18 protein-coding genes are annotated in these 18,196 nt (G+C 69.7%); 12 read left to right on the forward strand and 6 right to left on the reverse strand.

Annotated features, from left to right (window positions below; all coding sequences use genetic code 11):
- Positions 1 to 2: 2 nt before the first annotated feature.
- The 4 genes from ACIPJ2_RS16335 to ACIPJ2_RS16350 all read left to right on the forward strand — a co-directional run bounded on the left by ACIPJ2_RS16335 (position 3) and on the right by ACIPJ2_RS16350 (position 2,828).
- On the forward strand, positions 3 to 920 hold the full coding sequence (locus ACIPJ2_RS16335) for an NADP-dependent oxidoreductase (protein WP_402729686.1): 918 nt from the start codon (positions 3 to 5) through the stop codon (positions 918 to 920).
- Between the two features lie 20 nt (positions 921 to 940).
- Positions 941 to 1,429, forward strand: coding sequence for a DUF805 domain-containing protein (locus ACIPJ2_RS16340; protein WP_402729687.1), 489 nt, complete (start codon positions 941 to 943; stop codon positions 1,427 to 1,429).
- Positions 1,430 to 1,478: 49 nt separating this feature from the next.
- Entirely contained in the window at positions 1,479 to 2,192 is a 714-nt protein-coding gene (locus tag ACIPJ2_RS16345; RefSeq protein WP_402729688.1) for a DUF805 domain-containing protein, read from the forward strand.
- A gap of 78 nt (positions 2,193 to 2,270) precedes the next feature.
- The gene (locus tag ACIPJ2_RS16350) at positions 2,271 to 2,828 is read left to right on the forward strand and encodes a DUF805 domain-containing protein (RefSeq protein WP_402729689.1); all 558 of its coding nucleotides are present in this window, start codon (positions 2,271 to 2,273) and stop codon (positions 2,826 to 2,828) included.
- A gap of 63 nt (positions 2,829 to 2,891) precedes the next feature.
- Here ACIPJ2_RS16350 and ACIPJ2_RS16355 read toward each other — a convergent pair whose 3' ends face one another.
- The 6 genes from ACIPJ2_RS16355 to ACIPJ2_RS16380 form a co-directional block, all read right to left on the reverse strand.
- Positions 2,892 to 3,536, reverse strand: a complete 645-nt coding sequence (locus ACIPJ2_RS16355; RefSeq protein ID WP_402729690.1) for a TNT domain-containing protein — start codon at positions 3,534 to 3,536, stop codon at positions 2,892 to 2,894.
- Between the two features lie 51 nt (positions 3,537 to 3,587).
- A complete protein-coding gene (locus tag ACIPJ2_RS16360) occupies positions 3,588 to 4,358 on the reverse strand; it encodes a succinate dehydrogenase iron-sulfur subunit (protein WP_402729691.1) in 771 nt (256 codons plus the stop codon).
- On the reverse strand, positions 4,358 to 6,151 hold the full coding sequence (sdhA, locus tag ACIPJ2_RS16365) for a succinate dehydrogenase flavoprotein subunit (RefSeq protein ID WP_281265040.1): 1,794 nt from the start codon (positions 6,149 to 6,151) through the stop codon (positions 4,358 to 4,360). The genes ACIPJ2_RS16360 and sdhA overlap by 1 nt, the downstream gene beginning before the upstream one ends.
- A gap of 47 nt (positions 6,152 to 6,198) precedes the next feature.
- Positions 6,199 to 6,645 (reverse strand): succinate dehydrogenase, hydrophobic membrane anchor protein, encoded by a 447-nt coding sequence (gene sdhD, locus ACIPJ2_RS16370; protein ID WP_281265039.1) that lies wholly within the window; start codon positions 6,643 to 6,645, stop codon positions 6,199 to 6,201.
- A 14-nt stretch (positions 6,646 to 6,659) separates the two neighbouring features.
- On the reverse strand, positions 6,660 to 7,109 hold the full coding sequence (sdhC, locus tag ACIPJ2_RS16375; RefSeq protein ID WP_281265038.1) for a succinate dehydrogenase, cytochrome b556 subunit: 450 nt from the start codon (positions 7,107 to 7,109) through the stop codon (positions 6,660 to 6,662).
- A 75-nt stretch (positions 7,110 to 7,184) separates the two neighbouring features.
- Complete coding sequence (locus tag ACIPJ2_RS16380; protein WP_402729692.1) at positions 7,185 to 8,423, reverse strand: glycosyltransferase family 4 protein; 1,239 nt, start codon at positions 8,421 to 8,423, stop codon at positions 7,185 to 7,187.
- 151 nt (positions 8,424 to 8,574) lie between these two features.
- On the opposite strand from ACIPJ2_RS16380, the gene ACIPJ2_RS16385 reads away from it, so the two are divergent.
- The 8 genes from ACIPJ2_RS16385 to ACIPJ2_RS16420 all read left to right on the forward strand — a co-directional run bounded on the left by ACIPJ2_RS16385 (position 8,575) and on the right by ACIPJ2_RS16420 (position 18,192).
- Positions 8,575 to 9,687: a mannose-1-phosphate guanylyltransferase gene (locus tag ACIPJ2_RS16385; protein WP_402729693.1), complete on the forward strand. Its 1,113-nt coding sequence runs from the start codon at positions 8,575 to 8,577 to the stop codon at positions 9,685 to 9,687.
- 197 nt (positions 9,688 to 9,884) lie between these two features.
- Positions 9,885 to 10,958 carry a BMP family protein gene (locus tag ACIPJ2_RS16390; RefSeq protein ID WP_402729694.1) on the forward strand — a complete coding sequence of 358 codons (1,074 nt, stop codon included), beginning with the start codon at positions 9,885 to 9,887 and terminating at the stop codon, positions 10,956 to 10,958.
- Positions 10,959 to 11,038: 80 nt separating this feature from the next.
- Entirely contained in the window at positions 11,039 to 12,559 is a 1,521-nt protein-coding gene (locus tag ACIPJ2_RS16395; RefSeq protein ID WP_402729695.1) for an ABC transporter ATP-binding protein, read from the forward strand.
- On the forward strand, positions 12,556 to 13,905 hold the full coding sequence (locus tag ACIPJ2_RS16400) for an ABC transporter permease (protein ID WP_402729696.1): 1,350 nt from the start codon (positions 12,556 to 12,558) through the stop codon (positions 13,903 to 13,905). Before ACIPJ2_RS16395 ends, ACIPJ2_RS16400 begins: the two co-directional genes overlap by 4 nt.
- On the forward strand, positions 13,902 to 15,194 hold the full coding sequence (locus ACIPJ2_RS16405; RefSeq protein ID WP_402729697.1) for an ABC transporter permease: 1,293 nt from the start codon (positions 13,902 to 13,904) through the stop codon (positions 15,192 to 15,194). Before ACIPJ2_RS16400 ends, ACIPJ2_RS16405 begins: the two co-directional genes overlap by 4 nt.
- 16 nt (positions 15,195 to 15,210) lie before the next feature.
- On the forward strand, positions 15,211 to 15,690 hold the full coding sequence (locus tag ACIPJ2_RS16410; RefSeq protein ID WP_402729698.1) for a cytidine deaminase: 480 nt from the start codon (positions 15,211 to 15,213) through the stop codon (positions 15,688 to 15,690).
- A 1-nt stretch (position 15,691) separates the two neighbouring features.
- A complete protein-coding gene (locus ACIPJ2_RS16415; RefSeq protein ID WP_402729699.1) occupies positions 15,692 to 16,978 on the forward strand; it encodes a thymidine phosphorylase in 1,287 nt (428 codons plus the stop codon).
- A 98-nt stretch (positions 16,979 to 17,076) separates the two neighbouring features.
- Positions 17,077 to 18,192, forward strand: coding sequence for an adenosine deaminase (locus ACIPJ2_RS16420; RefSeq protein WP_402729700.1), 1,116 nt, complete (start codon positions 17,077 to 17,079; stop codon positions 18,190 to 18,192).
- Positions 18,193 to 18,196: the final 4 nt, after the last annotated feature.

Here is an 18,196-nt window from a genome sequence, read left to right on the forward strand (position 1 = left end):
ACATGACGACACAGTGGGTGGCGCCGCGTCCCGGCGGCAGCGAGGTCCTGGAAGCGATCGACGTGGAGGTCCCGGCGCCGGGACCCGGCGAGGTCACGATCGAGGTGCGCGCCGCTGGCATGAACCCCGCCGACACGAAGCACACCCGCGGAGGCGACCCCTCCGCGTACCCGATGCCGATCGGCTACGAGGTCGCCGGGGTCGTCTCCGCCGTCGGACCCGACGTGTCGTTCGCGGTCGGCGACGAGGTCCTGGCCTTCCGCATCGCCGGCGGGTGGACGGCATCGCTCACGGTGCCAGCGGTCGACGTCTTCCGGAAGCCGGCATCGCTCGGGTTCCCGGAGGCGGCGAACCTGCTGCTCGCCGGCGCCACGGCGGCCGACGTGATCCGGGTCACCCGGGCCTCCGGCAACGACACGGTGCTCGTGCACGGCGCCTCGGGTGCCGTCGGGCTCAGTGTCCTGCAGCTGCTCCGTCCGCTCGGAGCCCGGGTGCTCGGCACCGCGTCGGAGCGTGGAGCAACAACCGTGCGGCGGTACGGCGGCGAGTGGGTGCCGTACGGTGACGGGCTCGAGGACCGGGTGCGCGAGGCCGCGCCGAACGGGGTCGACGTCGCGATCGACTGTGTCGGGACCGACGAAGCCGTCGACGTCTCACTGGCCCTCGTCGCCGACCGGAGCCGCATCGTCACGATCGCCGCGCAGGCCAGGGCGGCGGCGGACGGATTCCCGGCGGTCGGCGGTGCCCAGCCGGAGAGCAAGGCGTTCCGGGACTCCGTCCGGCAGCGGCTGGTCGACCTCGCCGGAGCCGGGCAGCTCGACGTGCTGGTCGCGCGGACCTTCCCGTTGGCGTCGGCGCGCGAAGCCGCCGAACTGCTGGAGTCCGGGCACCCGGGCGGGAAGCTCGCACTCGTTCCCTGAGGATGTGCCAAGATCACGGCGTGAGCGATCAGTATCCGCCGTACGGCCGGCCGAACCACAACCCGTACGGGCAGAACCCCTCCGGTCAGCAGCCGAGCTCGGGCCAGCCGCCGCTCTGGGCGCCCTGGTACGGGATCCCGTTCCCGCAGGCCTTCCTGCGGTTCTGGAAGAAGTACGTCCGCTTCGACGGACGCGCCAGCCGCAGCGAGTTCTGGTTCTGGGCGCTCTGGTACGTCCTCGGCAACGTCGCGACCGGCATCGTGGGCGGCGTCTTCAACGCGCTGCCGTTCATCGACAACGCGGACGACGGGCTGAGCAGCCTGTGGGCACTGGCATGCGCGCTCGGGTTCATCGCGCTGACCGTCCGTCGCCTGCACGACGTGAACCTCAGCGGCCTGTTCGCGCTGCTGTTCATCATCCCGCCGATCGGTGTCCTGTTCTCCCTGATCGTCGGGTGCCTGGGGACGAACCCGCAGGGACAGCAGTACGACCGACCGGACCGCGGCTGATCCGGCCCGCTCGGGGCCGGACACCGATCGACGCACGACAGGGGACAGCGTGAGCAACACCGATCCGACGCAGGGGCAGCAGGGGCCGTCCGGCCAGCAGCCGGGGCACGGCGGGCAGCAGGGCCGGCCGCAGTACGGCGGTCAGCCCCCGTACGGCAACCAGCCGCAGTACGGCAACCCGCCGCAGTACGGCAACCAGTCGCGGTACGTCGGCCAGCAGGGGCAGCAATGGCAGCAGCCGTACGGGCAGCCCCAGTACGCGCAGCCGTACCCGACGTTCCCACCGATCCCCACCGGCCCCGGAGGCACGCCCCCGCTCTGGGCGCCGCACTACGGCATCGGGTTCCTCGGCGCGATCAAGCGCTTCTTCACGAAGTACGCGCGGTTCGACGGCCGCGCCAGCCGGAGCGAGTTCTGGTGGTGGCTCCTCGCCAACGCGATCGTGACGGTCGTGCTCTACGGCGGGTTCATCGCTGCGCTCATCACGTGGAGCGTCGCGAACAGCACGACGGACCAGTACGGGTACAGCCACACGACCGGGGCGCCGCCGTTCTGGGCGTTCGGACTCCTCTTCCTCTGGGGGATCTGGGGACTCGGGACGATCGTGCCGAGCCTCGCCCTCGGGTGGCGCCGGGTCCACGACGCGAACCTCGCCGGCCCGTTCTGGCTCATCTCGTTCGCCGCCGGATTCGCCGGGATCGTGTTCGGCTGCCTCGAGCCGAACCCGGCCGGTGCGCAGTACGACCGGCCCGACCAGCGGTAGTCGAGACTTCTTCGGACGGACGGGTGCCGTTCTGATTGACTCTGACAGGAGTATCAGCCGACACCCAGGGGGTCCACCATGACCGATCAGTACCCGTCCGACAATCCGTACGGGCAGCAGCCCGCCGGACACACGCCGCAGTACGGTGCGCCCGCGCCGACGGGGCCTGATGGCGAGCCGCCACTGTGGGCACCGTGGTACGGGATCTCCTTCGGGGGAGCCGTCCGCCGGTTCTTCAAGAAGTACGCCCGGTTCGACGGTCGTGCGAGCCGCAGCGAGTTCTGGTGGTGGTACCTCGCGAACGGCATCATCAGCATCGTGCTCGGCATCCTGCTCGGAGTGGGCGCCGCGACGTCGCAGATGACCACCGCGTCGAACGGGTACAGCACCGTGTCGACGATGCAGAGCCCCTCGGCGCTCTACGTCATCGTCGGGATCATCGCGACGATCTGGGGCCTCGCCATCCTCGTCCCGTCGATCGCCCTGTTCTGGCGCCGACTGCACGACGCGAACCTCGCCGGGCCGTTCTGGTTCCTCGGGTTCATCCCGTTCGTCGGCGGGATCATCCTCATCATCCTGGCGATCCTGCCGTCGAAGCCCGAGGGGCAGCGGTTCGACCAGCCCGGTCGCGGCTGACCGGTCAGACCACGAAGCAGGGCCCCGGCGTGTGCCGGGGCCCTGCTTCGTCGTGGGGAGGCGTCAGACCGCGCGGACGCGGACCAGGGACCCGTCGACGACGAGGTCGCGGACGGTCGTGGTCGGGTCGGCGATCTGGAAGCGGAGCGCGCCACCCGGCTGCTCGAACCAGGGCTGCACGAACCGGACGGACACCAGGAACGGACGGTCGACGACGTAGCGGTGCACCTCGGGTGCCGCCGCGACGTGCGGGGGGAGCGACCGCGACGGCATCGGGGTGTCGAGCGGGTGCAGCAGGTACCCGTCCGGACCGCCGATGCGGTCGACCGGGACACCCGCCGGGATCTGGATGGTGAGGCCGTCCGGGCCCGCCTGCGACACCTGCTGCGCGAGCTGCGGGTACGTCGACGCTGCGCGGTCGCGGAGGCCGTCGAGCTCGTGCCGCTGGATGTCGCGCGGCGCGGGGAACGGACGGTTCAGGAACCGGCGGAGCATCTCGACCGCGTCCGACTCACCGCGAGCCGTCGCCAGACGTCGCGCGGTGCCGTAGTCGACGACCTCGAGCGCGAAGGTGTCCGCGCCGTCGGCCGGCACGAGGCGCAGCGCACCCTCGACGGGAGGCTCGTGCAGTGTCTCTCCGGGGAGCTGCACGTAGCGGATCGTGTAGCCGAGCTGGTCGAGGATGGGGCGGGTGTCCGCGAACGTCATGAGCGGGAGCCTAGTGGTCTGACCTCTGCCGATCCTGGTGCCGCGACGGACCTATGCTCGACCACGCATGACCGCCTGCTTGACCTCCGAGATCGCCTTGGTGACCTGGATGCCGCGGGGGCAGGCGTCGGTGCAGTTGAAGGTCGTGCGGCAGCGCCAGACGCCTTCCTTGTCGTTGAGGATGTCGAGGCGCACGTCGGCCGCGTCGTCGCGCGAGTCGAAGATGAAGCGGTGCGCGTTGACGATCGCGGCCGGGCCGAAGTACTGGCCGTCGGTCCAGAACACCGGGCAGGACGACGTGCACGCTGCGCAGAGGATGCACTTCGTGGTGTCGTCGAAGCGGGCGCGGTCGGCGACGGACTGCACGCGCTCCTTGCCCTTCTCCGGCGTGGAGTTCGCCTGCAGGAACGGCTGGACCTCTCGGAAGGACTTGAAGAACGGCTCCATGTCGACGACGAGGTCCTTCTCGAGCGGCAGGCCCTTGATCGCCTCGACGTAGATCGGCTTCGACACGTCGAGGTCCTTGATGAGGGTCTTGCACGCCAGACGATTGCGCCCGTTGATGCGCATCGCGTCGGAGCCGCACACGCCGTGCGCGCAGGAGCGGCGGAAGGTCAGCGACCCGTCCTGCTCCCACTTGATCTGGTGCAGCGCGTCGAGGATGCGGTCGGTCGGCAGCATCATGACGTCGAAGTCCTGCCACCGCGGCTCGTCGTCGACGTCCGGGTCGAAGCGCCGGACGATGATCGTGACGGGGAACGACCCGGGAGGTGCTGTCGCCGCGTCGGTGCGGGGGGCGTCGGAGACCAGGGTGTCGGTCATCAGTACTTCCTCTCCATCGGCTCGTACCGCGTCACGACGACGGGCTTCCAGTCGAGCGTGATGTGGTCGTCGGCGAGTGACGAGTGCGGGTCGCCCGTCAGGTACGCCATGGTGTGCTGCATGTAGTTCTCGTCGTCGCGCTTCGGGTAGTCGTCGCGCATGTGGCCGCCGCGGGACTCCTTGCGGTTGCGTGCCGAGTAGACGACGACCTCGGCGAGGTCGAGCAGGAACCCGAGTTCGACGGCCTCGAGCAGGTCCGTGTTGAACCGCTTGCCCTTGTCCTGCACGGCGACGTTCATGTACCGGTTGCGCAGCGTGTGGATGGTCTCGGTGACGCGTGCGAGCGACTCGTCGGTGCGGAACACCTGCGCGTTCTTGTCCATCTCCTCCTGCAGCTCCTTGCGGAGCGCGGCGACGCGTTCGGTGCCGGTGGAGGCGCGGAGCTGTTCGAGCATGCCGCGGACGTTCGCGGCCGGGTCCTCGGGCAGGGGCAGGAACTCCGCCGTCTTGACCCACTCGGCGGCGTTGTTACCGGAGCGCTTGCCGAACACGTTGATGTCGAGGAGCGAGTTGGTGCCGAGACGGTTCGACCCGTGCACGGAGACGCACGCGCACTCGCCGGCGGCGTACATGCCCGGCACGACGTGGTCGTTGTCGGACAGGACCTCTGCGTTGGTGTTCGTCGGGATGCCGCCCATCGCGTAGTGCGCGGTCGGCATCACGGGCACCGGCTCGGTCACGGGGTCGACGCCGAGGTAGGTGCGGGCGAACTCGGTGATGTCCGGGAGCTTGGTCTCGAGGACCTCGGCACCGAGGTGCGTGCAGTCGAGCAGCACGTAGTCCTTGTTCGGGCCGGCGCCCCGGCCCTCCGCCACTTCCTGCACCATGCACCTGGCCACGATGTCGCGTGGGGCGAGGTCCTTGATGGTGGGGGCGTAGCGCTCCATGAAGCGCTCACCGGAGGCGTTGCGGAGGATCGCGCCCTCGCCGCGGGCGCCCTCGGTCAGCAGGATGCCGAGCCCGGCGAGACCCGTCGGGTGGAACTGGAAGAACTCCATGTCCTCGAGCGGCAGGCCCGTCCGCCACACGATGCCGACGCCGTCACCGGTGAGGGTGTGCGCGTTGGACGTCGTCTTGTACATCTTGCCGAAGCCGCCGGTGGCGAAGATCATCGCCTTGGCGTGGAAGACGTGCAGCTCGCCGGTCGCGAGCTCGAACGCCACGACGCCGGCGGGCTGCTTGCGGGTGACGCCGTCCTCGCCGACGACGTCCACCATGATGAGGTCGAGTGCGTAGAACTCGTTGAAGAAGTTCACGCCGAGCTTCACGCAGTTCTGGAACAGCGTCTGCAGGATCATGTGGCCGGTGCGGTCGGCGGCGTAGCAGGCCCGTCGGACGGGGGACTTGCCGTGGTCGCGGGTGTGGCCGCCGAAGCGACGCTGGTCGATCTTGCCCTCGGGGGTGCGGTTGAACGGCAGGCCCATGTTCTCGAGGTCGATGACCGCGTCGATGGCTTCCTTCGCCAGGATCTCGGCGGCGTCCTGGTCGACCAGGTAGTCACCGCCCTTGATCGTGTCGAACGTGTGCCACTCCCACGAGTCCTCTTCGACGTTCGCGAGCGCGGCCGCCATGCCGCCCTGCGCCGCACCGGTGTGCGAGCGGGTCGGGTACAGCTTCGAGATGACCGCGGTGTTCGCCTTCGGGCCGGCTTCGATCGCGGCACGCATGCCCGCGCCGCCCGCGCCGATGATGACGATGTCGAACTGGTGGTGATGGACGGTGATGTCGGTCACGTGGATCTCTCGAGTCAGGGGTGCAGAGGAAGAAGCGGTGGGTCGCGCTACTGCGCCGGGCAGAACGACGGCAGGTCGGCGGCGGCAGCGCCGGCGGGGCACGGGTCGAAGGTCCAGCAGACCAGCGTGCCGAGGACGATCAGCAGGACGCACGCGACCAGGATGGCGACGAGCAGCGTCTTGCGGATGCCGGGCTTCGACACGTAGTCGTTGACGATCGTGCGCATGCCGTTCGAGCCGTGGATCAGCGCGAGCCAGAGCATGAGGGTGTCCCACACCTGCCAGAACGGGCTGGCCCACTTGCCGGCGACGAAGGCGAAGTCGATCTGCTTGACCCCTTCGCCCGCGACCATGTTCACGAACAGGTGGCCGAAGATCAGGACGACGAGCAGGACGCCGGATCCGCGCATGTAGATCCAGCCCCACTTCTCCCAGTTGGTGGAGCGGCGGGCGGCCTCGGAGCTGCGAGGGGGTGCGATGGTGTCGGTGGTCATGTGGTGCCCCCTGGTCAGTGGAAGTCGGCGACGAGGTTCATGAGCTGGCGCGGCAGGAAGCCCGCGATCGCGATCGCCCACAGGACGATGACGATCCAGAACATGGCCCGCTGGTACTTCGGCCCCTTGGACCAGAAGTCGACCAGGATGATCCGCAGCCCGTTGAACGCGTGGAAGACGATCGCCATCACGAGGGCGATCTCACCGAGGTTCATGATCGGGGTCTTGTACGTGCCGATGACCGCGTTGTAGGCCTCTGGCGACAGGCGCACGAGCGCGGTGTCGAGGATGTGCACGAGCAGGAAGAAGTAGATCGCGACGCCGGTGATGCGGTGCAGGACCCACGACCACATACCGGTGCTGCCGCGGTACAGCGTCCCCTTGGGGGTCCGGGACGCGCGGGGCGCCTCGATGGTCACCTGTGGCACGGCTGTCGCCGTACTCCCTGCGGTCTGCTCGGCCATGAGCTCGCCCTCCGTTGAGACCGGGGCGCCGATCGGCGCACCGTTGCCGTCGTGTTCGTGTGGAACACGACCATCCTATGACCGGGAGCTGACCTTCTCGTTCCACTCGGCACGCACACCCCGTGCGGCGGCGGGCGGCGCGCCGATGTTCCTCGCCGTGTCGTGGTGCGCCAGCAGCTGGTCGCCGACCGCCTCCCACGTGGTGCCCTCCACCCGCAGCCGCCCGGCCGACCCCATGCGCGCGGCGCGGTCCCGGTCGAGGTGCAACCCGACGACCGCCTGCCGGAGCGCCTGCGGCACGTCCGGGTCGTAGAGCTCGCCGTCGAGCCCCGGCGCGACGAGGTCGAGCGGGCCGCCCGCTGCCGGTGCCACGACCGGCAGGCCGGTGGCGTGCGCCTCCTGCAGCGTCTGCCCGAAGGTCTCCGCCGGTCCGGTGTGCACGAACACGTCGAGTGCCGCGTACGCGTCGGCGAGGGCCTCGCCGCGCAGCGGACCGGTGAAGGTCACGTCGAGGTGGCGGAGCCGTCGCTCCAGTACCTGCCTGGAGGGCCCCCCTCCCGCGACCACGATCCTGATGCCCGGGATCCCGCCGAGCTCGGCGAGCCGGTCGACCTCCTTCTCCGGTGCGAGCCGACCCACGTACCCCACGACGGTCTCGCCACGCGGAGCGAGTCGCCTCCGGAACGCGCGGACGTGCGCGGACTGCCGTCGCGACGGGTGGAACAGGTCGGTGTCCACGCCGCGACCCCATCGCGTGACGCGCGGGACGCCGTCCGCGGCCAGCATGGCCGCGGTCGCGGACGACGGCGCGAGCGTCAGCGACGCGCCCTGGTGGATCCTGGCGAGCACCCGTCTCGCCAACGGGGCGGCCGCTGCCAGGCCGTTGCGGCGGGCGAACCCGGCCACGTCGGTCTGGAACACGGCGACGGACGGGATGCCGAGCCTCCCGGCCGCCGTGATCGCGCGCCCACCCAGCAGGAGCGGACTGGCTGCGTGCAGTACGTCGGCGCCGGAGGCGGCGAGGATCGTGTCGAGGACCGGGTGGGGGAGGGCGACCGGGAACTGGCGGTAGGCGACCGCCGGTACACGGTGCACGTCGAACCCGCGGTACCGCTCGAGCTCGGTGCGGGATCGCCAGGCCGCGAGACCAGGGGCGTCCGGCGCGATGACGACCGCGCGGTGGCCACGGCGCTCCAGGTGGTCGAGGACCGCCAGGACGCTGGTGGTCACGCCGTTGAGGGTGGGCAGGAAGCTCTCGGTCACGACGGCGACGGTCCGCTGGACCTGGCCGCGCTCCACGCTGCGTGCGTTCATGGCACTCGCCATGCTCCGCGGCGCACGTGACGCGGACGGGGGCCGCACGGTGAACGGCGCGTTCGGCCGGGGTGAACAGGTCGTGCGGCTTCCCGCACATCCGAGCGGTCGGTACCCAGGAACGGCGGCGACCGGACGGTACGGTGAGCGGGTGGCTGACCCTCTCGACGACTTCTACGCGATCATCCCCGCCGGTGGGATCGGTTCGCGCCTCTGGCCGCTGTCGCGCGCCGACGCCCCGAAGTTCCTCCACGACCTGACCGGCTCGGGCACCTCGCTCCTCCGGCAGACGTGGGACCGCCTCGCGCCGCTGTCCGGGGACCAGCGGATCATGGTCGTGACCGGACGTGCCCACCGGGTCGCGGTCGAGTCGCAGCTGCCGGGCATCCACGACCACAACGTCGTGCTCGAGAGCGAGCCGAAGGACTCGACGGCCGCCATCGGTCTGGCCGCAGCGATCCTCCGCCGGCGCGAGCCCGACGTGGTCATCGGGTCGTTCGCCGCCGACCACGTCATCGGCGACGCCCGCGGGTTCCGTCGGTCGGTGCGCGAAGCGGTGCTCGCGGCCCGCGCCGGCTACGTGACGACCATCGGCATCACGCCGTCCGAGCCGGCGATCGGGTTCGGGTACATCCACGCGGGCGACTCGCTCGGCATCGACACCGCACCGCGTGCGCACGCCGTGCTGGACTTCGTCGAGAAGCCCGACCTCGACACCGCGACGGGGTACCTCGCCGACGGCAGCTACCTCTGGAACGCCGGCATGTTCATCGCCCGCGCCGACGTGCTCCTTGCCGAGATCGGTCGGAACGAGCCCGACCTGCTCGCCGGCATCGAGGAACTCGCCGCCGCGTGGGACACCTCGTCCCGAGGCGCCGTCGTCGACGCGATCTGGCCGGGCCTGAAGAAGATCGCGATCGACTACTCCGTCGCCGAGCCGGCCGCCGCCGCCGGTCGGCTCGCCGTGGTCCCCGGCGACTTCGACTGGGACGACGTCGGCGACTTCGCGTCCCTCGCGAAACTGCAGTCCGGTGGACGGACGAACAACCTCGCGGTGCTCGGCGACAACGCCCGCATCCTGGCCGACTCGTCGAGCGGGATCGTCGTCGCGCACAGCCAGCGGCTGATCTCGCTCATCGGCGTCGAGGACATCGTCGTCGTGGACACCCCCGATGCGCTCCTCGTCACGACGAGCGCGAACGCCCAGCGGGTCAAGGGTGTGGTGGATGCACTGAAGTTCAGCGGCCGGGACGACGTCCTGTAGCGCTCCACCACGAAATCCCCCGAACTGGGGGCGCCGGCGTTGCGCCGCGTTACGGGCCTGTTACGGCGCGGTCGCGATCCCGTAACCGATCATCCGGGCGGCCGGAAGGGGCTCTGTACCGGCCGGGCGGTCGTGTACTGTCGCCACGATCGCCCGGTGCGCAGTGACCCGGGCCCTTGCTCCCGGAGGAACATCCCGTGTCATCTCGTACCCGTCAGATCGCACTCAGCGGCCTCGCGCTCCTCGGCACCGTCGCCGTCCTGGCCGGCTGCTCCGCCGCTCCGTCCGACTCCTCGTCGGCGAAGTCCACCGACTTCCGCCCGTGCATGGTCTCGGACTCCGGCGGCTTCGACGACAAGTCCTTCAACCAGCTCGGCTACGAGGGCCTGCAGGACGCCGCGAAGGAACTCGGTGCGAAGTACAACAAGGCCGAGTCGAAGGACTCCACGGTCTACGACTCCAACATCGAGCAGCTCATCAACCAGAACTGCAAGCTCATCGTGACGGTCGGCTTCAACCTCGCCGACGCCACGAAGAAGCAGGCGGCGGCGAACCCCGACACGGACTTCGCGATCATCGACGACAACTCGATCGACGCCAAGAACGTCAAGCCGATCACGTTCGACACCTCCCAGGCGGCGTTCCTCGCCGGCTACGCGGCCGCGTCGTACTCCAAGAGCGGCGTCGTCGGCACCTTCGGCGGCATGCAGATCCCGACCGTCACGATCTTCATGGACGGCTTCGCGGACGGCGTGAAGTACTACAACGAGCAGAAGAAGAAGGACGTCAAGGTCGTCGGCTGGGACGTCGACAGCCAGAAGGGCTCCTTCACCGGTGGCTTCGAGGCCGGCACGCAGGCCAAGTCGGTCGCGCAGACGCTGCTCGACCAGAACGCCGACGTGATCCTGCCCGTCGGCGGCCCGATCTACCAGTCGGCGGCAGAGGCGATCAAGGACGCGAACAATGGTTCCGTGCTCATCGGTGCGGACAGCGACCTCTACGAGGCGGACCCCCGCTACAAGGACATCGCGCTGACCTCGGTCGAGAAGGGCATGCGCCCGGCGACCAAGGACGTCGTCGAGCAGGCCGCCAAGGGCGACTTCTCGAAGACCCCGTACGTCGGCACGCTGAAGAACGACGGCGTCGGCATCGCGCCGTTCCACGACTACGAGTCGAAGGTCGACTCGGGTCTGCAGAAGGAGCTGGACACCATCAAGTCCGGCATCATCGACGGCTCGATCAAGGTCGAGACGAAGGCGACCGTCAAGTAGCACGATGTGATGCGGGCGGGGGAGCAGTCCTCCGCCCGCATTCCCGTGCGCTCCGCAGCGACAGAAACGTAAACCCCGACATGAAGCTCGAGCTCCGCGGCATCACCAAGCGGTTCGGCCCCTTGGTCGCGAACGACCACATCTCCCTCACCGTCGAACCGGGCGAGGTGCACTGCCTCCTCGGCGAGAACGGTGCTGGCAAGTCCACCCTGATGAACGTGCTCTACGGCATGTACCAGGCCGAAGAGGGCGAGATCCTCCTGGACGACGTCGTCCAGGACTTCGACGGCCCCGGCGACGCCATGCGTGCCGGCATCGGCATGGTCCACCAGCACTTCATGCTCGTCCCGGTCTTCACCGTGGCCGAGAACGTCATGCTCGGACAGGAGGAGACGTCCTTCGGCGGCCGCCTCGACCTCGCCGGCGCCCGGAAGCGCGTCCGCGAGATCTCCGAGCGGTTCGGTTTCGACGTCGACCCGGACGCGAAGGTCGAGGACCTGCCCGTCGGCGTGCAGCAGCGCGTCGAGATCATCAAGGCGCTCTCCCGCGACGCGTCCGTGCTGGTGTTCGACGAGCCGACGGCCGTCCTCACCCCGCAGGAGACCGACGAGCTGATGGGCATCATGCGCCAGCTCCGTGAAGCCGGCACCGCGATCGTCTTCATCACCCACAAGCTCCGTGAGGTCCGCGAGGTGGCGGACCGCATCACGGTGATCCGGCTCGGGAAGGTCGTGGGCGAGGCATCGCCCACCGCGACGAACAACGAGCTCGCAGCGCTCATGGTCGGCCGAGCAGTGTCGCTCGTCGTCGAGAAGGAGCCCGCGACCGGCGGCGAGGACGCCCTCGTCGTCGAGCACGTCACCGTCACCGACCCGTCCGGCATCGTGCTCGTCGACGACGTCTCGTTCACCGTGCGACGTGGTGAGGTCCTCGCGATCGCCGGCGTGCAGGGCAACGGCCAGACCGAGCTCACCGAGGCGATCATCGGCCTCGAGCACATGCGTTCCGGCCGGATCACCCTCGACGGCCGCGAGATCAGCGGCCGCAGCGTCAAGCAGATCCTCGACGCCGGGGTCGGGTTCGTCCCCGAGGACCGGAAGGAGGACGGGCTCGTCGGCGAGTTCACGATCGCCGAGAACCTGATGCTCGACCGTGCCGACCACGCCGAGTTCGTCCGCGCCGGCACCATCCGGTCGGCCGAGCGCGACGCGTTCGCCGACGAGAAGATCGCCGAGTTCGACATCCGCACGTCCTCGCGCACCACCGCAGCCGGTCGGCTGTCCGGCGGCAACCAGCAGAAGATCGTGCTGGCACGCGAGCTGAGCCGCGAACTGCGCCTCTTCGTCGCCGCCCAGCCCACGCGCGGCATCGACGTCGGGTCGATCGAGTTCGTGCACAAGCGCATCGTCGCCACCCGCGACACCGGTGTCCCGGTCATCGTCGTCTCCACGGAGCTCGACGAGGTCGTGGCGCTCGCCGACCGCATCGCCGTCATGTACCGCGGCGCGATCATCGGCATCGTCCCCGCGGACACCCCGCGTGACGTCCTCGGCCTCATGATGGCCGGGGAGCTTCCCGAAGGAACGGAGCTGGCAGCGTGAGCAACACGCCAGAGAACACGCAGCCGGCGCAGGCCGGGGACGAGCTGCCCACCGACGACCGCATCCAGGACGTCGAGGGCACGCCGCACCTGATGACGGACTCGGCCGCCGACACCGAGCGCCGCGCCGGCGACTCGGGCGGCGACCGCTGGAACACCGCGCTGCAGAGCATCCTGAACGGCTCCGTCCTCGTCACGGTCCTCGCGATCGTGCTCGCGCTCGTGGCGTGCGGCATCCTCATCGCGGTGACGGACCCCGCCGTGCAGCAGGCCGCCGGGTACTTCTTCGCCCGTCCGGCCGACACCTTCCGTGCGATCTGGACCGCCGTCGGCGGCTCGTACGCCTCGCTGTTCCAGGGGTCGGTCATCAACTTCGGCGCGAGCTCGTTCGCGCAGGCGATCGTCCCGATCACCCGGTCGATCGACTACGCCGTCCCGCTCATCGCCGCGGGTCTCGGCATCGCGCTGTCGTTCCGCGCCGGCCTCTTCAACATCGGTGGCCAGGGGCAGATCCTGATGGGGGCTGCGGCCGCCGGGTGGGTCGGCTTCGCGTTCGACATGCCCGCGATCATCCACATCCCCCTGACCATCGTCGCCGGCATCGTCGGCGGCGCGGTGTGGGGCGGCATCGTCGGTGTGCTGAAGGCGCGGACCGGTGCGAACGAGGTCGTCCTGACGATCATGCTGAACTACGTCGCGCTGTACCTGGTCAGCTACCTGCTCCGCACGCCGGGGCTGCTGCAGGCACCGGGGAGCCCGAACCCGATCTCGCCCGCCATGAAGGACTCCGCGGTGCTGCCGGCGCTGTTCGGTCCGCGCTACGGCGTCGACCTCGGGTTCGTCGTCGCGATCATCGCCGTCGTGGTCGTGTGGTGGCTCGTCAACAAGTCGTCGCTCGGCTTCCGGTTCCGCACGATCGGTGAGAACCCGCGTGCGGCACGCGTCGCCGGCATGAGCGTCCCGTCGCTGACCATCTGGGTGCTCGTCATCTCCGGTGCCCTCGTCGGCATCGCCGGGGCGTACCAGGTGCAGGGCGCCGTGACGAGTGGCTTCACGTCGAACATCGACGCGGGCATCGGCTTCGACGCCATCACCGTGGCGCTCCTCGGCCGCTCGAAGCCGTGGGGCACCTTCTGGGCGGCGATCCTGTTCGGCGTGCTGAAGAACGGTGGCTACGCGATGCAGGCCGCCAACGGCATCCCGATCGACATCGTCGGCGTCATCCAGGCCCTCATCGTCCTGTTCATCGCGGCACCGCCGCTCGTCCGCGCGATCTTCCGGATCCCGCAGCCGGGCGCCCGCCGCAAGGTCTCCAAGAAGTCCCAGCGGAAGGCAGTCGCCGCGTGAGCACCATCAGCCCCTCCATGCCCTCCGGAGCGGAGACGCTGGCCGACCGCGCCGTCGAGTCCACCCGCAGCTGGAAGGCCCCGATCGCATTCGCCGTCTTCACGGTCGTCGCGTTGGTGTTCTTCGTCCTGCTCGGCCGTGACGGTTCTGCGACGTTCCGCCTCGCGAACGCGGGCGACTTCGTCCAGCTGCCGGACGTGCAGCTCCCCGCCACGGGGACCGGCATCACCGTCACCGTCCTGCTCGCCCTGGCGACCGTGTACGCGTTCGTCCAGGCGAACGGGTACCGGAGGGTCCCGCTCTGGGTCACCTCCGTCTTCGCCATCCTGTTCGTCGTCGGGTTCCTCACCTGGGCGGCGGCCGGTGCGACGATCCCGCTGCCCGGGCTGCTCGTCGGGGCGCTCGGCCTGAGCGTCCCGCTGGTCTTCGGTGCCCTCGGCGGTGTGATCTCCGAGCGCGTGGGCGTCGTGAACATCGCGATCGAGGGCCAGTTCCTCGCCGGGGCGTTCGTCTCCGCGATGATCGGCTCGCTCACCGGCTCCGCATGGGTCGGTCTCGTCGGTGCGCTCGTCGCCGGGGTCCTGGTGTCGTTCGTCCTCGCGACGTTCAGCATCAAGTACCTCGTCGACCAGGTCATCGTCGGTGTCGTCATCAACGCGTTCATCTCCGGACTGACCGGCTTCCTCTACTCGCAGGTGCTCTCCCCGGCCGAGCAGACGCTCAACGTCGGCATCCGGTTCCCGGTCCTGCCGATCCCGGTCCTGCACCAGATCCCGGTCATCGGCCCGGTGTTCTTCGAGCAGAACGTCATCGTCTACCTCGCCTACATCGCGGTCGCGGTCGTGACCTTCGCCCTGTTCAAGACGCGATGGGGCCTCCGGCTCCGCGCGGTCGGCGAGCACCCGCAGGCAGCGGACACCGTCGGCATCAACGTGCTCAGCACGCGGTTCTGGAACGTCTCGCTCGCCGGTGCGATCGCGGGGCTCGGTGGCGCGTACTTCACGCTCGGCTCCGTCGGGCCCTTCGCCAAGGACATGACCGCAGGGGCCGGCTACATCGCCCTCGCCGCGGTCATCTTCGGCCGCTGGGACCCGATCCGCGCGACGCTCGCGGCGCTGCTGTTCGGCTTCGCGTCGAACCTGCAGAACGTCCTCGGGTCGATCAACTCGCCCGTCCCGAGCGAGTTCCTGCTCATGCTGCCCTACGTGGTGACGATCTTCGCGGTGGCCGGCCTGGTCGGGCAGTCGCGCGGTCCCGCCGCGTCCGGCAAGCCGTACATCAAGAGCTAGCCGGGAGGCTCGGCACATGACCGACACGAACGCATCCGGTGACCGGGCGGTCACCGACACCGCCGCTGCGGACGCGGCCAGGAGCCTCCCGTCCGATCTGGACTGGGCGTCACTGCGTGACGCGGCCACGGCCGCGATGCGGCACGCCTACGCGCCGTACTCGTCGTTCCCGGTGGGCGCCGCTGCGCTCACCGACGACGGCAGGATCGTGTCCGGCTGCAACGTCGAGAACGCCTCGTACGGGGTGACCCTCTGTGCGGAGTGCTCGCTCGTCTCGCAGCTGCACATGACCGGCGGCGGCAAGCTCGTCGCGTTCACCTGCGTGGACGGCGACGGCGCGACGCTCATGCCGTGCGGTCGGTGCCGGCAGCTGCTGTTCGAGCACTCGGCCGAGGGCATGCTGCTCGAGACCGTCTCCGGGATCCGCACCATCGACGAGGTGCTCCCGGACGCCTTCGGGCCGCGCACCCTCGTCACGTACCAACAGGAGCACTGACATGGCCGTCGAGCCCTTCGACACCGTCGACCTCATCCGCACGAAGCGTTCGGGTTCCGCATTGAGCACCCCGGAGATCGACTGGCTCGTCGACGCCTACACGCGCGGCTACGTCGAGGACCCGCAGATGGCGGCCCTCGCGATGGCGATCTTCCTGAACGGCATGGAGCGTCGGGAGATCAAGGACCTGACGCTCGCGATGATCGCGTCGGGGGAGCGGATGTCGTTCTCCTCGCTCGGCAAGACGACCGTGGACAAGCACTCCACCGGTGGTGTCGGCGACAAGATCACGCTGCCGCTCGCACCGCTCGTGGCGTCGTTCGGGGTGGCGGTGCCGCAGCTGTCCGGCCGTGGGCTCGGGCACACCGGGGGCACGCTCGACAAGCTCGAGTCGATCCCGGGGTGGCAGGCGTCGCTGTCGAACGACCGCATGATGTCGATCCTCTCCGACGTCGGAGCGGTCATCTGCGCGGCCGGGTCGGGCCTCGCTCCCGCCGACAAGAAGCTCTACGCGCTCCGGGACATCACCGGCACCGTCGAGTGCATCCCGCTCATCGCGTCGAGCATCATGTCGAAGAAGATCGCCGAGGGCACCGGTACGCTCGTGCTGGACGTGAAGTTCGGATCCGGGGCGTTCATGCCGACGTACGAGGCGTCCAGGGAACTCGCGCAGACGATGGTCGACCTCGGGAAGGACGCAGGGGTCGCCACCTCGGCGCTCCTGACCGACATGGAGGTCCCGCTCGGCCTGACGATCGGCAACGCGCTCGAGGTGCGCGAGTCGATCGAGGTGCTGGAGGGCGGTGGACCGTCGGACGTCGTGTCGCTGACGCTCTCGCTGGCTTCCGAGATGCTCCGGCTCGCTGGTCTGCCGGACGCGGACCCGGCTGCGGCGCTCGCCGACGGCCGCGCGATGGACACCTGGCGGCGGATGATCTCGGCGCAGGGCGGCGACCCGTCCGCCGCGCTCCCGGTGGCCCGCGAGCAGCACGTGGTCACCGCGCCGTCCTCCGGCGTGCTCGCCACGCAGGAGGCCCTGCCGTTCGGTGTGTCGGCGTGGCGTCTCGGTGCTGGTCGAGCCCGTGCGCAGGACCCGGTCCAGGCGGGTGCCGGCATCGAGCTGCACGTGAAGCCCGGCGACGCGGTCGTCGAGGGGCAGCCGCTCTGGACCCTGCACACGGACGAGGAGTCCCGGATCCCGCGCGCGCTCGAGGTGCTCGAGGGGGCCTGGTCGATCGGGACGTCCGCTCCCGAGCGTGGACCGATCGTCCGTGAGCGCCTGACGTGAGCCGGTCCGCTCACATGTAGCGAGCCTCCAGTCAGTTCTCCACAAACCTGTGGGACGTCACGGGCGAGGCGGACGCGACCACCGATAGCCTGGTCGTCATGAGCGCCCACGACGCCCCCACGTACCGACTGCCCGACGCGGGTGCCGTGATCAACGACCTGCCGAAGGTCTCGCTGCACGACCACCTCGACGGCGGACTCCGCCCCGAGACGATCGTCGAGCTCGCCTCGGACGGCGGCATCGACCTGCCGACCACCGACCCGGCCGAGCTCGGCCAGTGGTTCGCCGACCAGTCGAACTCCGGTTCGCTCGTCGAGTACCTCAAGACCTTCGACGTCACCACCAGCGTGATGCAGACCGCGCACGGCCTGACCCGCGTCGCCCGCGAGTTCGTGGAGGACCTCGTCGCCGACGGCGTCGTCTACGGCGAGATCCGTTGGGCGCCCGAGCAGCACCTGCAGGGCGGCCTGACGCTCGACCAGACGGTGGAAGCCGTGCAGGCGGGCGTCGAGGAAGCGGTCGTCGCAGCGGACGGCGCGATCCGCGTCGGGCAGCTCGTGACGGCCATGCGCCACGCGGACCGTGCGCTCGAGATCGCCGAGCTCGCCGTCCGCCACCGTGACCACGGCGTCGTCGGGTTCGACATCGCCGGGGCCGAAGCCGGGTTCCCCGCGTCGAACCACCGCGCGGCGTTCGACCACCTCGCTTCCGAGCTCTTCCCGGTCACGGTGCACGCCGGAGAGGCGGACGGCATCGCCTCGATCCGTTCGGCGCTCGTCGACGGCCGGGCCCTGCGGCTCGGGCACGGCGTCCGCCTGTTCGAGGACATCCAGCTCTCGGACGCCGGTGACGGTTCGACGCTCGCCTCCCTCGGCGAGGTCGCTTCGTGGGTCCGCGACCGGGAGATCCCGCTCGAGCTCTCGCCGCAGTCGAACCTGCAGACCGGGGCGATCGCGGCGTGGGGCGACGACCTCGCCGACCACCCGTTCGACGTGCTGTACCAGCTCGGCTTCCGGGTCACGGTGAACACCGACAACCGCCTGATGAGCAACACCTCGCTCAGCAAGGAGCTCGCGCTCCTGGCCGGCACCTTCGGCTACGACCTCGACGACCTGGCCGCGTTCCAGATCAACGCGGCGCTCGGTTCGTTCCTGCCGCTCGAAGACCGCGAGGAGATCATCTCCATCATCACGACCGGGTACGCGGAGGCCTGATCGC

Source organism: Curtobacterium sp. NPDC090217 (genome assembly GCF_044746705.1).
Classification (GTDB): domain Bacteria; phylum Actinomycetota; class Actinomycetes; order Actinomycetales; family Microbacteriaceae; genus Curtobacterium.